Annotated in this window: 15 protein-coding genes; 10 read left to right on the top strand and 5 right to left on the bottom strand. The window is 68.9% G+C overall.

The features are described 5' to 3' along the window. Positions 1–32 precede the first annotated feature (32 nt). Together AB0P21_RS03660 and AB0P21_RS03655 are read right to left on the bottom strand one after the other, a co-directional pair. On the bottom strand, positions 33–1,769 hold the full coding sequence (locus AB0P21_RS03660) for a DUF222 domain-containing protein (RefSeq protein WP_363693502.1): 1,737 nt from the start codon (positions 1,767–1,769) through the stop codon (positions 33–35). A 368-nt stretch (positions 1,770–2,137) separates the two neighbouring features. Beyond that, positions 2,138–3,313 carry an MFS transporter gene (locus AB0P21_RS03655; RefSeq protein ID WP_363693501.1) on the bottom strand — a complete coding sequence of 392 codons (1,176 nt, stop codon included), beginning with the start codon at positions 3,311–3,313 and terminating at the stop codon, positions 2,138–2,140. 100 nt (positions 3,314–3,413) lie between these two features. On the opposite strand from AB0P21_RS03655, the gene AB0P21_RS03650 reads away from it, so the two are divergent. The 5 genes from AB0P21_RS03650 to AB0P21_RS03630 all read left to right on the top strand — a co-directional run bounded on the left by AB0P21_RS03650 (position 3,414) and on the right by AB0P21_RS03630 (position 6,878). After that, complete coding sequence (locus AB0P21_RS03650) at positions 3,414–4,556, top strand: ferrochelatase (RefSeq protein WP_363693500.1); 1,143 nt, start codon at positions 3,414–3,416, stop codon at positions 4,554–4,556. Further along, positions 4,553–5,353: an inositol monophosphatase family protein gene (locus AB0P21_RS03645; RefSeq protein WP_363693499.1), complete on the top strand. Its 801-nt coding sequence runs from the start codon at positions 4,553–4,555 to the stop codon at positions 5,351–5,353. Before AB0P21_RS03650 ends, AB0P21_RS03645 begins: the two co-directional genes overlap by 4 nt. A gap of 277 nt (positions 5,354–5,630) precedes the next feature. Then, a complete protein-coding gene (locus AB0P21_RS03640; protein WP_012921380.1) occupies positions 5,631–5,930 on the top strand; it encodes a DUF4193 domain-containing protein in 300 nt (99 codons plus the stop codon). 146 nt (positions 5,931–6,076) lie between these two features. Further along, positions 6,077–6,253 carry a hypothetical protein gene (locus AB0P21_RS03635; RefSeq protein ID WP_363693498.1) on the top strand — a complete coding sequence of 59 codons (177 nt, stop codon included), beginning with the start codon at positions 6,077–6,079 and terminating at the stop codon, positions 6,251–6,253. Continuing rightward, positions 6,246–6,878 carry a DUF427 domain-containing protein gene (locus AB0P21_RS03630; RefSeq protein WP_363693497.1) on the top strand — a complete coding sequence of 211 codons (633 nt, stop codon included), beginning with the start codon at positions 6,246–6,248 and terminating at the stop codon, positions 6,876–6,878. The genes AB0P21_RS03635 and AB0P21_RS03630 overlap by 8 nt, the downstream gene beginning before the upstream one ends. On the opposite strand, the gene AB0P21_RS03625 is transcribed toward AB0P21_RS03630, so the two are convergent. Together AB0P21_RS03625 and AB0P21_RS03620 are read right to left on the bottom strand one after the other, a co-directional pair. After that, positions 6,854–7,135, bottom strand: a complete 282-nt coding sequence (locus AB0P21_RS03625) for a DUF4235 domain-containing protein (RefSeq protein WP_363693496.1) — start codon at positions 7,133–7,135, stop codon at positions 6,854–6,856. The two genes, AB0P21_RS03630 and AB0P21_RS03625, sit on opposite strands and share 25 nt — an antisense overlap. Before the next feature lie 31 nt (positions 7,136–7,166). Further along, positions 7,167–7,622, bottom strand: coding sequence for a DUF3093 domain-containing protein (locus AB0P21_RS03620; protein ID WP_363693495.1), 456 nt, complete (start codon positions 7,620–7,622; stop codon positions 7,167–7,169). A gap of 52 nt (positions 7,623–7,674) precedes the next feature. On the opposite strand from AB0P21_RS03620, the gene dut reads away from it, so the two are divergent. From dut to AB0P21_RS03600, 4 genes are read left to right on the top strand one after another with little or no spacing between them, the layout of a single operon-like run. Then, entirely contained in the window at positions 7,675–8,127 is a 453-nt protein-coding gene (gene dut, locus AB0P21_RS03615) for a dUTP diphosphatase (RefSeq protein ID WP_363693494.1), read from the top strand. Between the two features lie 4 nt (positions 8,128–8,131). Further along, positions 8,132–8,914: a DUF3710 domain-containing protein gene (locus AB0P21_RS03610; RefSeq protein ID WP_363693493.1), complete on the top strand. Its 783-nt coding sequence runs from the start codon at positions 8,132–8,134 to the stop codon at positions 8,912–8,914. Positions 8,915–8,969: 55 nt separating this feature from the next. After that, on the top strand, positions 8,970–9,359 hold the full coding sequence (locus AB0P21_RS03605) for an OB-fold nucleic acid binding domain-containing protein (RefSeq protein WP_363693492.1): 390 nt from the start codon (positions 8,970–8,972) through the stop codon (positions 9,357–9,359). Continuing rightward, positions 9,352–10,194, top strand: a complete 843-nt coding sequence (locus AB0P21_RS03600) for a DUF3159 domain-containing protein (RefSeq protein WP_363693491.1) — start codon at positions 9,352–9,354, stop codon at positions 10,192–10,194. The genes AB0P21_RS03605 and AB0P21_RS03600 overlap by 8 nt, the downstream gene beginning before the upstream one ends. A gap of 103 nt (positions 10,195–10,297) precedes the next feature. On the opposite strand, the gene dapA is transcribed toward AB0P21_RS03600, so the two are convergent. After that, on the bottom strand, positions 10,298–11,260 hold the full coding sequence (dapA, locus tag AB0P21_RS03595) for a 4-hydroxy-tetrahydrodipicolinate synthase (protein WP_363693490.1): 963 nt from the start codon (positions 11,258–11,260) through the stop codon (positions 10,298–10,300). Positions 11,261–11,332: 72 nt separating this feature from the next. Between dapA and AB0P21_RS03590 the strand changes: the two genes are divergently transcribed. Next, the gene (locus tag AB0P21_RS03590) at positions 11,333–12,238 is read left to right on the top strand and encodes a LysR family transcriptional regulator (RefSeq protein ID WP_363693489.1); all 906 of its coding nucleotides are present in this window, start codon (positions 11,333–11,335) and stop codon (positions 12,236–12,238) included. Positions 12,239–12,281: the final 43 nt, after the last annotated feature.

Below are 12,281 nucleotides of genomic sequence, written 5' to 3'. Positions count from 1 at the left end.
CGATCGAGTGCCCCTGCCTGCTAGCGGAAACGTCACGCGGTGTCGGGCCACGGGTTATAGGTGGCGGCTTCTTCGGGGGTGATCCAGGTGACGTCGTCGGTGTGCGGCCAGCGGCGGGTGGGTGTAGGTGGTGCTGGGTCAGCGCCAGCGGTGCGCGCCGGAACGGTACCGGCGGTGGTACAAGGCGCTGGTTCGGTACGAGCGGTGGTGCACGGCGTAGGAACGGTACCGGCGGTGGTGCAAGGCGCTGGTTCGGTACGAGCGGCGGTGCACGGAGCCGGATTGGTACCAGCGGTGGTGCAAGGTGCCGGATCGGTACCAGCGGTGGTGCACGGGGCAGGTCCGGTGCTGGTTGTGGCGGGTGAAGGGCTGGTGGCGTTCGCCGCCGCGTCCTCAGGTGAGTGGCAGATGGCTGCGGCTGCGGTGGTCGGCTTTGCGGGTGGTGGGCAGGTGTCAGCGTCTGTCGCCGCAATCAGTGCGGGGGCAGGGTGGCTGGGCGTGGCTGGTTTTCGGTGTCTGCCGGACGGGCGGTTGGCCCAGGCGGGTGGGGTGACCTGGACCTGGTCGTCCTCGATCGCGACCGTCCAGTGGCCCTGGTGCAGCGACGTGTGGTCGACCCGGCAGAGCAGGACCATGTTCGCGAGGCTGGTGTCACCTCCCTCGGCCCAGCTGACGACGTGGTGGGCATCGCAGTAGATCGGCGGCGCGTGGCAGACCACACAGCCTCGATCACGGACATTCAACGCATTGCGGATCGCAGGCGTGACCAAGCGATGCTCGCGGCCGACATCGAGAAGCTGGCCGGCGGAGCCCAACACGACGGGGATGATCCCGGCATCACAGGCCAGGCGCCGGACCGCGGCCGCCGACAACCCGTCGCCGAAGGCCAAGTCACCGGTCGCGTGCTTGCCGGCCCCGAGCAGGTCGTTGAGGTCGATGGTGACGGTGATGTGGGGTTTGATGCCGCCGCGGGCCGGCAGATCGCCGGTGTTGAGGGCGATGGTCATGGCGTCCATCAACGCATCAGCCTGGCGCTTCCCGCGAGACCGCGGGTCCGGGTCGCCGTCGTCGGTGTTGTGGGGTTTCGCGCCCGCCTGGAGGACTGTTTCCAGGGCTTCGGCGTTCTCGGCGGCGTAGAAGCCGCCGAAGCGGATGCCGCCGTCGTCGGTTTTCTTGGTCCAGAGTTCTTCGCGGCGCCGGGCGGCGTCTTCTCGGGGTTCGGGGCCGTCGGTGTCGAGGAGGTTGCGGACCTGGACGCCGAGTGTCCGCAGACCGGACGGGGACAGGTGTTCGCCGGCTTCGACCATGCGGAGTTCGGCTTCGGCGAGGTCTTCGACGTCGACGTTGGCTCGGGCGGGGATTTTGTCGAGGGCGGACACGATGGCTTCGGCCTGGCCCATGTGCAGCACCACTGCGCTCTCGTCGCTGTCGCTGTGTCCGCAGTCGCCGTCGATGGGGGCGTCGCTGTCATCGTCGTCGGTGGTGCGGTCGAGGTAGGGGGTGGCGAGCGCGGCGGCGACGACCGGGTACTTGTGGAGCCTGGTTGCGAAGTGGACGCGGCGGTGGGCTTCGGTGGGATCGAGCCTGTATCGGTGGGTCAGCAGCCGGGCGGTGTCGTGGGCGCCGACTTCGGCGGCGTAGCCGAGCTGGTCGAGGCGGTTGAGGATGTGGGCCTGGCGGGCTTTGAGTTCCTCGGTCTCTTCGTGCAGGGCGTCGTAGGCGGACAGCAGTTCGCTGCCGCTCATCAACACCACCGCACGATCATTCATACCTCAAAGGCTAGATGATTCCACCGACAAACATCGAGCCAGTTTTCCCTTATCCACAAGAGGAAACTTCACACCGGAAGATCCAGAAAAAGCTGTAGGCATCGCTGCCATAGCGGGCGGAGACCCGGGCGCAGACCTGACGAGTATGAGCTCGGCGGAGTTGTGCGGACGCCAATGAGTAGCCGGATTCAGCACTTCCCAACCTGCGCTGGCGCCGGTGAGGGGTAGGCACGCGAAAGGCTGGCAAGGCGACGTAACGAAGAGCCGACGGTCACAGACCTGCAGCGGGTCACCCCCTGCGGTCTGGGTGGGCACGCCGCGGGAGCTGAGATCTGAGCACGGGTGGGGCAACAGCCTTCCCACCAACCTCAGTTGTGTGCGAAGCGGGTGCGTGGGCGGGCGAAGGTTACGGAGACGCTCGCGATCAGGGCGCAAGTGATGCCGATGGTGACCGGCACCCAGTACGCCGTTGACGAGCCCCAGATGTCGACCGCATGCCCGGCCGCCGCGTTGCCGGGGGCAACGCCCAGCAGCAGGCCGGTGACAGTCCACGTGATCGCCTCGGTGAGGCGCTGCGGTGGGACCCACTCTTCGACGCAAGCGGTGACAGCGACCATCGTCGGGGCAATAGTGAGGCCGGCGCCGAAAAGGACAGCGCCGAGGACCAGGATGTTGCCGACAAAGGGGAGCGGGGCCAGGGTGATGGCCAGGGCTATCGTGCCGATCAGGAGGCGGCGCTCGACGGGGGCTTTCCAGTGGACGGAGCCGTACCAGAGGCCGGCTAGCAGGGAGCCGAGTGCCCAGACGGCAAGTACTACACCGGACATACCGGGCTGGCCCTCTTCGGCGGTGAAGGCAACCGTGACGACCTCGGCGCTTCCGAGAGTGGCGCCTAGGCCTAGGCCGATGATGCTGAGTAGCAGGAGTGAGAGCCAGGGGAGGGGGGACTTCTCGGCGCCGTTCGACTTGCCTCGGCCGGGTGGGTCGGAGGCACGTAGGGCGGCGAGCCAGATGCCTCCGCTGAGGCCGAGTACGCCGGCTACGGCCAGGGCTAGGTACGGGCTGATCTGGGTGGCCAGGGCGGCGACCACGACCGGGCCGATGATGAAGACGACCTCGTCGCCGACTGCCTCGAGGGCGAAGGCGGTTTGTAGCGCGCGGCCGCGGCCTAGCAGGTGGGTCCAGCGGGCGCGGACGAAGGAGCCGACCTGGGGACGGGTGCCTCCGGCAACGAACGAGATGGCGTACAGGGTCCAGGACGGGGCGTCGGCGCGGACGGCGATCAGGAGGCCGGCGAGGGAGATCGTGCACAGGACGGTGCCGGCCAACAGCAGCAGTCGTTGGCCGAAGCGGTCGACGAGGCGGCCCTGGATCGGTCCGGTGAGCGCGCCGGCGACCACGGCGACGCCGGAGACCGCGCCGGCCAGGCCGTACGAGCCGGTCTGCGCTTCGATCAGGATGACGATGCCGAGGCCGATCATCGAGATCGGCATCCGGCCGACGATCCCGGCGACGAAGAAGGCACGGGCGCCGGGTCGGCGCATGAGGTGTACGTAGGGCTTCAGCATGGAGATCGGACTCACCCTAGCTGCCGGCCCAGGGACCGCACGCACCCGGTTTCGGTGCGCCTGGGATCATCGAGGTATGCCCGTCGAACCGACGCCAGATCCGAACCCGTACGACGCCGTCCTGCTGCTCTCCTTCGGCGGTCCCGAGAGACCCGCGGACGTGCTGCCGTTCCTGCAGAACGTCACCCGTGGCCGTGGCATCCCGGACGAGCGGCTGAAGGAAGTCGGCGAGCACTACTACTCGTTCGGCGGCCGCAGCCCGATCAACGACCAGAACCGGGACCTGCTCAAGGCGCTCCGGACGTCGTTCGACGAGGTCGGCCTCGACCTGCCGCTCTACTGGGGCAACCGCAACTGGGACCCGTACCTGACCGACACCCTGCGCCAGATGACGGCCGACGGCGTACGGCGTGCTGTGGTGATCGTCACGTCCGCCTACCCGTCGTACTCCGGCTGCCGGCAGTACCGCGAGAACCTGGCCGACGCGACTGCGGCGGTCGAGGGGGCGCCGGTGCTGGACAAGTTGCGGCACTACGCGAACCACCCCGGCTTCATCGGCTCCTTCGTCGAGTCCACCGCCGAGGCGCTCAGCAAGCTGCCTGAAGGCTCCGCGATCGCCTACGTGACGCACTCCATCCCGACGAAGATGAACGAGACCAGCGGACCCGACGGCAACGGGTACGTCGGGTGGCACCTGGACGTGGCTGCCGAGATCACCGCGGAACTGCAGCGGCGTACAGGGGTCGAGCGCAGGACCGACCTGGTCTACTGCTCGCGTTCCGGGCCGCCGCAGGTGCCGTGGCTCGAGCCGGACGTCAACGACCACCTGGGGGAGCTGGCGGCCTCCGGGGTGCCCGGTGTCGCCGTAGTACCGATCGGGTTCGTCAGTGACCACATGGAGGTCATCTACGACCTCGACACCGAGGCTGCCGAGACCGCTGAGAAGCTGCGCCTCCCGATGGCCCGCGCGGCGACCCCCGGTACCGACGAGCGGTTCGTGACGATGCTGCGCGACCTGGTCATCGAGCGGGCCGCCGCTGAGCGTGGCGAGCAGCCGCCGCGGCCCTGCGCGGGCAAGCTCGGCCCTGGCTGGGACAACTGCCGCCCCGACTGCTGCCCCGCTCTCCGCCGTCCCGGAGCATCCCCCGCTCAGAACCCAGCAGCCCCAAAACCAGCAGACCACGAACCCGCCGCACCGGCAGCGAAGGAATCTGTATGAGCTCCGAGAACCCCCAGGACCTGCTGAAGCTGGCGGTCGAGGTCGCGACCGAGGCAGCCCAGCTGATCGTCGAGCGGCGCCGGGGGACGGTCACTGTGGCCGACACCAAGAGCACTACGACGGACATCGTCACCGCGGTCGACCGGGAGTCGGAGGAGCTGATCCGGGCCCGGGTGCTGGCTGCCCGTAGGGACGACTCGTTCCTCGGCGAGGAGGGCGACGACGTCAACGGCTCCAGTGGCGTTCGCTGGGTCGTCGACCCGATCGACGGCACGGTCAACTACCTGTACGACATCCCGACGTACGCGGTCTCGATCGCGGTCGAGTACGACGGCCGGACGGTGGCCGGCGTGGTCGTGGACGCGCCGAAGGGGGAGATGTTCACCGCGACGCTGGGCGGCGGGGCATACCTGGACGGCCGTCCGATCCGGGTCTCGGACTGCCCGGACCTGAGCAAGGCCCTGGTCGGCACCGGCTTCGGCTACGACCCGGTACGCCGGGAGGTGCAGGCCGAGGTGATCCAGGCGCTGATCGCCAAGGTCCGCGACATCCGCCGGATCGGCGTCGGCGCGATCGACCTGTGCTACGTCGCCTGCGGCCGGCTGGACGCGGTCTACGAGCGGGGCCTGAACCCGTGGGACTACGGCGCGGGCGCGCTGATCGCGAGCGAAGCCGGCGCGCAGGTCGGTGGACTCCACGGAGCACCGGTTTCGCCCGAAATGTCGATCGCGGCGACACCTTCCGTGTTCGGCGCGTTGCACGACGCTCTCGCGGCAGCGAACCCGCTCAGATCGTAGAACTGCTCATTAGTGCGTGCTATCGCGCACTAATGAGCAAACCATTGTTCGGTCCTGTCTCAATCCGCGACACGCGGGCCGAAAGGTGGACCCCGACGCGCGCGAAGGCCCGTCGATAGGGCACAATCCCCTCCTCGGGGGCGGTATTGATGCCGCTGCCAGCCTGTCTGTCAAGGGTTTCGGGCGAAGAGAGCTTCCGGTACGGAATTTCTCGGCGCCTTGATCCGTTCTGGGCTCAGCAGGCAACACCACGGGTACGAAGAGGGCAGGGAACACCATGGCGACTGATTACGACGCCCCGCGCAAGACGGACGAGGACTCCAGCGAAGAGTCGATCGAGGAACTGAAGACTCGCCGTCACGACAAGAACTCCGGCAAGGTCGACGAGGACGAGGCCGAAGCCGCCGAGAGCTTCGAGCTGCCCGGCGCCGACCTGAGCCACGAAGAGCTGGCGGTGCGGGTCCTCCCGCGCCAGGCCGACGAGTTCACCTGTTCGAGCTGCTTCCTGGTTCACCACCGCAGCCAGCTCGCGAACAGCAAGAACGGACAGCTGATCTGCCGCGACTGCGCTGCCTGAACAACAGCACCGTCGCCCTGCTCGGCTGAGTCCGTACCGGCTAACGGGACCGTCCCCTCGCAAGAGGGGCCGGTCCCGTTGTCATGTCCTCGAATAGGCAGTTCTTGCCGATGTCCCGATCGCCGGCCGGCTCCTAGCCTGGCGGTATGAGCAAGCAGATGAACGAACTGTGGGCGGCAGGACTGGGGCTGCTGCGCTACGAACCGACCGAGATGCGCCTCAGGGCCCGCTCAGGCGGCCGGGAGCTGGTCGACACCAACCGGGGCCGTGCTGGTGTGGGAGCCGCGACGAGTAGTGCCCTCGTACGCCGTACCGGTGGCTGAGCTGCGCGCGTCGCTGACCGCCTCGGCGGCACCGGCGACACCCGCGCCGGACACCATCCTGCACCCGGGCATCCCCTTCGCGGCACACTCCTGCGCGGGCGAGGTGGTGGATGTCGACGGGCTGGTAGGCGCCGGTTTCCGGCCCGACGACGCAGAGCTCGCGGAGTACGTCGTACTGGACTTCGCGGCCGTCGACGAGTGGTACGAGGAGGATGAGCGGCTGGTGTCGCATCCGCGGGAGCCGTATCACCGGGTAGCGACCCGGCCGAGCTCGCGGACGGTCCGGATCGAGCAGGACGGTGAGGTGCTGGCCGAGAGCAGCCGGCCGACGCTGGTGTTCGAAACGAACCTCCCGACGCGCTTCTACCTACCGCGCGACGACATCCGCGTCGAGTTGGCGCCGACCGAGCTGCAGACCTTCTGTGCCTACAAGGGCGCGGCCACGTACTACCGCGACAACCTCCTGTGGAGCTACCTGGAGCCGCTGAAGGAGGTCCGGGAGCTGGCCGGGCTGGTGGCGTTCTACGACGACGTACTGGACGTGTACGTCGACGGGATCCGCCGGGATCGGCCACAGGGGTTCGTGGCCGAGGCGCTGCGTCAGGAGTTCGGCTTGTCCTCGTAGCCGGGCGGCAGGCTGCCGGTCGACTTCAGCCAGTACTTCGCCGCGCGGTCCTCGGCGAAGCGCTTCGCCGCGGCCGCGGAGGCGCCGCTGGCGACGGCCCAGGTCACGATCTCGATGTAGCCGGCCTGGTTGCCCTTCGGTGGCTTGCCGCCGGACCCGATCTTCCAGGCCGTCGTCACCGCCTTGTTCGCGACCAGCGACACCACGATGGTGAACGCCATCAGCACGAGCTTCCAGCCGATCTTGGCTCCGACCACGACTACCTCCTAGTACAGGTCCCCGGACACTTCAGGATCTTGCCACGGAGTCGGCCGTCAGGGCCGCTGCTAGGCGGTCCGGGTGGCGCGTGGCGATCAACCAGTACGGCGCTGGGTCCTGCGGATCGGTGACTTCCACCCGTACTGCGCCGCGCAGGTAGCTGCGGAGCACCAGGTACGCCGCGGGGTCGCAGTCGCGGCCGAAGGCGTTGCGGGCGTCCTCGCCGGCGAGGGGCTCGACCTTGCCGAGGTACTCACGCTCTATGGCGGCCTTGCCGGCCCGCAGCTTCTCGGAGTCGACGGCGACCACAGCACCGCCGTACCGGGTGAACAGGGTGATCAGCACGGCTGCGGCGATCCCCGCGACTGCCACGCCCGCCCAGATGCCGGCGGGGACGGCCGTGATGACGAACAGCGTGACCACTGCAGCGGTCGCGATGATCCACCAGCTCACTGGCACGCTCAGTCGTTCCCGATATTGCTCCACGGCACCAGCCTGGCACGTGGCGTGCCGAGGCCCGTCGATAGGGTCACCTCCCATGACTGAGGTACTGATCAAGCGGCTCGACGAGGACCTTCCCGTACCGGCCTATTCGCATCCCGGTGACGCCGGCGCCGACCTGGTCACCACCACCGACATCACCCTGAAGCCGGGGGAGCGCGGACTGGTCGGGACCGGGATCGCGATCGCGCTGCAGGACGGGTTCGCCGCGTTCGTGCACCCGCGCTCCGGGCTGGCCGCGAAACACGGGGTGACGCTCGTCAACGCACCGGGAACCGTGGACGCGGGCTACCGTGGCGAGATCAAGGTGTGCCTGATCAATCTGGACCCGGCCGCCGAGATCACCCTGAAGCGTGGCGACCGGATCGCTCAGCTCGTCATCCAGCGAGTCGAGAAGGCCCGGTTCGTCGAGGTCACCACGTTGCCCGGGTCCGACCGCGGTACCGGCGGGCACGGCTCGACCGGTGGCTTCGGTGGTGTGACACGCTGATCAGGTGCACGCCGCTGACCTGCGGCATGCGCGAGACTACGGCGGGCCACGACGCGGTGTCGCGGCCGGACAGCTTTTCAAGGAAGCAGGGGCAAGAGCAGTGATCTTCCGTCGCAAGGGCAAGAACGACGAGGCCGAGTCGACCGGCGGTTTCTTCGGCGATGACGAGGCCGCTGACACCGAGGCCGCCGAGACCGAGGCCGGTACGCCGGTCGGTCGCAGCGCCGGGCCGTTCGACTCCACCGAGGTGGACGCCTCGACCCTCGAGGGCGAGGACCGGATCGACCTCGGCGCGCTGGTGATCACCGGGATGCCCGGGATGGAGCTGCGGCTGCAGGTCGACGAGGCCAGTGGCCAGGTGCAGGCGATCCTGCTGGTGCTGGAGGACTCCGCACTCGAGCTGCGCGCGTTCGCCGCGCCGAAGACGAGCGGCATCTGGTCCGAGGTCCGGCAGGAGATCGCCGGCGAGGCGACCCGGATGGGTGGCACCGCGTCGGAGACCGAGGGGCCGTTCGGCACCGAGTTGGTGCTGGTCGTACCGGTCGAGGACCCCGAGGGGCAGATCTTCAGCCAGACCTCGCGGGTGATCGGCGTCGACGGCCCGCGCTGGCTGCTGCGGGCCACCGTGCTGGGCCGCGCCGCGGTCGAGCCGGACGCCGCGCCGCCGATGGAGCAGGCGCTGCGGGACGTGGTCGTCGTCCGCGGTACCGAGCCGATGGCGCCGCGCGAGTCGCTGGCCCTGCAACTGCCGGCCGGGGCCCAGGCAGCCACCGAAGAAGAGGCCTGACTCGACATGTCCGGATACCGGCCGAGCACGCTCACGAGCGGATTACACTGGCCCCATGGGTAGTGATAAGACCGGAGGGATGTGGAAGCGCGCCTTCCGGGGCTTGGCCGGCGACCGGGACGAGCAGGACGCCGAGGTGCTCCAGGACTACGCGCACGACTGTGGCGCGCGGTCCATCACCGGCTGCCAGGACCGGGAGATGGTGACGCTGTACGGCACGCTCCGGACGATCACCTTCAGCCCGCGCGGCGGCGTACCGGCCCTCGAGGGCGAGCTGTACGACGGCACCGGCACGGTCAAGCTGGTCTGGCTGGGCCGGCGCAAGATCGCCGGGATCCACCCTGGTTCGGAGCTGATCGCGTCGGGACGCATCGGTGTGGTGGACGGTGACCGGGTGATGTTCAACCCCCGGTACGAACTCCGTCCGACGGCCGCGCATGGCTGACCCGCACGGCAGCCACCGAGACCAGCTCGACGAAGACCTGAACGAGAAGCTGGTAGAGATTCTGAAACCCGAGTTCGAGGCCGCCGGCACCGTGCCGCCTCACCCCGACGACACCACCGCGGGCACCACCGCCGATACCTCGACGGCCCAGCCGTCCGACGGCGGTCCGGCCAAGCCCGAGGCGACCACGGACAAGGACTTCTTCCGCGCCCTCGGCGGCTGGGGCGCATTGCTCGACATCGGCCTGCCGTGGATCGCGTTCATGATCGTCTACGCGGCCTCCGACCACGACCTCAAGCTCGCGCTGATCGTCGCGGTCGCCTGCGGTGGCGCGGTCGCGCTGCTCCGGCTGGTCCGCAAGCAGCCGCTGCGCAACGTGCTCGGCGGCTTCATCGGCGTCGCCTTTTCCGCCTGGGTCGCGGCCCGCAGCGGCAAGGCCGAGAACGTCTACCTGCCCGGCATGATCCTCAGCGGCGTCTACCTGGCGATCTACGGCATCTCGATCGTCGCCCGCTGGCCGCTGTTCGGCGCCATCTACGGCCTGATCACCCAGACCGGCGGCGAGTGGCGTCGCGACCCGGACATGTTCCGGGGCTTCAATCGCGCCACGTTGGTGTTCGCCGGCCTGTTCGCGGTCCGCCTGGTGATCCAGATCCCGCTCTACCTGACCCATCAGCTGAACGCGCTGGGGATCGCCAAGATCGGACTCGGCCTCCCGCTCTACGCGCTGGCGCTCTGGCTCGCGTACTCCGTACTGCGTGGCTCGCTCCCTGACGACAAGTGGGACGACGCCCGTGACCACATCACCGGGTTGCTGCGCGGCGGCAAGAAGTAGGTCACACCCCTCTTCGTGAAACGTTCCGGGCTAGTTGCCCGATACAACGTTCTGAGGGGGGTGGGGAATTTGGGTGAGACGGGGCGTCGGCTGGTCGCGTTCCTCAGGATGCTGGAGCGTGGACCGACGAGGTTCGGGTCGTTGGGAGACGACGCGGCACTGGACGCGTGGTTCGGTTGCCGATCTCCGGGTGGGAGGCCAGAACCTGTGCCAATCGCCGGAGCTGAGGGGCCGGAGGTTCGAGGAGGGGGAGACGCGGCGTCGCGTGAGGGATGATGCCGAGCTCGGTGAGCGCGGCCTTCGTCAGGGTGGCGCCCTGGGCGGTCTGCATGATGGCAGCCGTCAGGGGGAGTAGGGAGCGCTGGATCTCCCGGGCTTTGGGGAGGTCGCTGGTGTGGACGGCGTCGATGAGCGCGGCGTTGCGGTCGGCGACGAGGTTGCCGATCACGCTGACTACTCCGACGGCGCCGGAGGCCAGATAGGGCAGGTTGAGGTCGTCTATGCCGCAGTAGTAGGCGAGCGGCGACCCGGCCATCACGGTCATCGCCTCGAAGAGATCGCCCTTGGCGTCTTTGACGGCGCGGATGTTGGGGTGGGCGGCCAGCTCGATCAGCGTTGCGGCGTCCATAGCAAGGCCGGTACGGGCGGGGACGTCGTACAGCATCACGGGGAGGCTGGTGGCGTCGGCTACTGCCAGGCAGTGGGCTACGACGCCGGCTTGGGTCGGGCGGGAGTAGTACGGCGTGACGAGCAGTAGGGCGTCTGCGCCGGCCTCCTCGGCTGCGTGGGCCCGGCGGATGGTGGCGGCGGTGTCGTAGGTGCCGATGCCGGCGATGACTCGGGCGCGGCCGTCAGCCTGGGTGGTGACTGCTCGGATGAGTTGAGTCGTCTCGGCATCGGTCAGGGTGGGGGCTTCGCCGGTGGTGCCGGCGACGACGAGGCCGTCGCAGCCGGTGGCAAGCAGGTGGTCGACGAGGCTGGTGAGGCCTGGCTCGCTGAGCGTTCCGTCGGGGTTCATCGGGGTCACCATGGCGACGAGGTTGGTGCCGAAGAGTTGGCGGGTCATGCAGCGATCGTGTCCGAGGCGATTGCCATGGTCCAGCGATGCTTTTTTGCTAATAATGATTAGGCTCGCTGCATGATTGAGGTCGGCGCCCTGCGCGCGTTGCGATCGGTGGCTGCTCTCGGGACGCTCGCGAAGGCGGCCGACGAGCTTGGCTTCACGGCATCGGCGGTGTCGCAGCAACTCAAGCGGCTGGAGCGACAGGTCGGCGTACCGGTGCTTGCCCCGGCGGGACGCGGGGTCGTGCTCACTCCGGCCGGGCAGGCGATCGTCGACTCGGCGCCTGAGGTGTTCCAGGCCTTGGAGCGCTGCGCAGAGGCAGCGCAATTGGTCGCCGAAGGAGCGCCCCGCGGCGTACTACGGGTGGTCGCGTTCTCCACCGCCATCCGAGGGCTGCTCGCGCCGACGCTCGCCGGGTTGTCGACGCGCTGCCCCGACCTGGTTGTGCGCATCACCGAGCAGGACCCCGACCAGGCGCTCCACAGCGTCGACTCCGGTACTGCGGACCTGGCGCTCGTCCACGACGCCGATGGCCTCCCCACGCCCCTGCCGCCGTCCCTGAGGCAGCGCGCCGTGCACACCGACGTCGGCGATGTCGTCATGAGCCGCACGCACCCGTTGGCCCTCGGTGACTCGCCACTGGACGCCTCCGACCTCGCCGGTCACGCCTGGGTGACCAGCCCACCGGGGACCGTCTGTCACCAGTGGTTTCGCCGCCTGTTCGCCGACGGGCCGGCAGACCCCGACGTACGTCACCTGGTCGATGACTTCGCCACCCAGCTCGCCCTGATCGCGACAGGCGAAGTGATCGGCCTGATCCCGCGGCTCGCCCGCCCAGCGCTGGGGGAGGACCTGGTCGCCCGACCGCTCGCGAGCCGGCCGACGCGCGAAGTACAGGCTGCTTGGCGGCGGAGCGCCGACGCGAGCCCGGCGATTCAGGCGCTGCTGAGGGAACTCACCCCGGGGTCACCCGCGTCATAGGCGACAATCGAGCCGCGCGGAGACACCGCGAACCAAAGGGGAG

The organism is Kribbella sp. NPDC056861 (assembly GCF_040687575.1).
GTDB lineage: Bacteria > Actinomycetota > Actinomycetes > Propionibacteriales > Kribbellaceae > Kribbella.
Note: the sequence above shows the minus strand (reverse complement) of the source record. Positions and strands in the feature narration are given on the sequence as shown.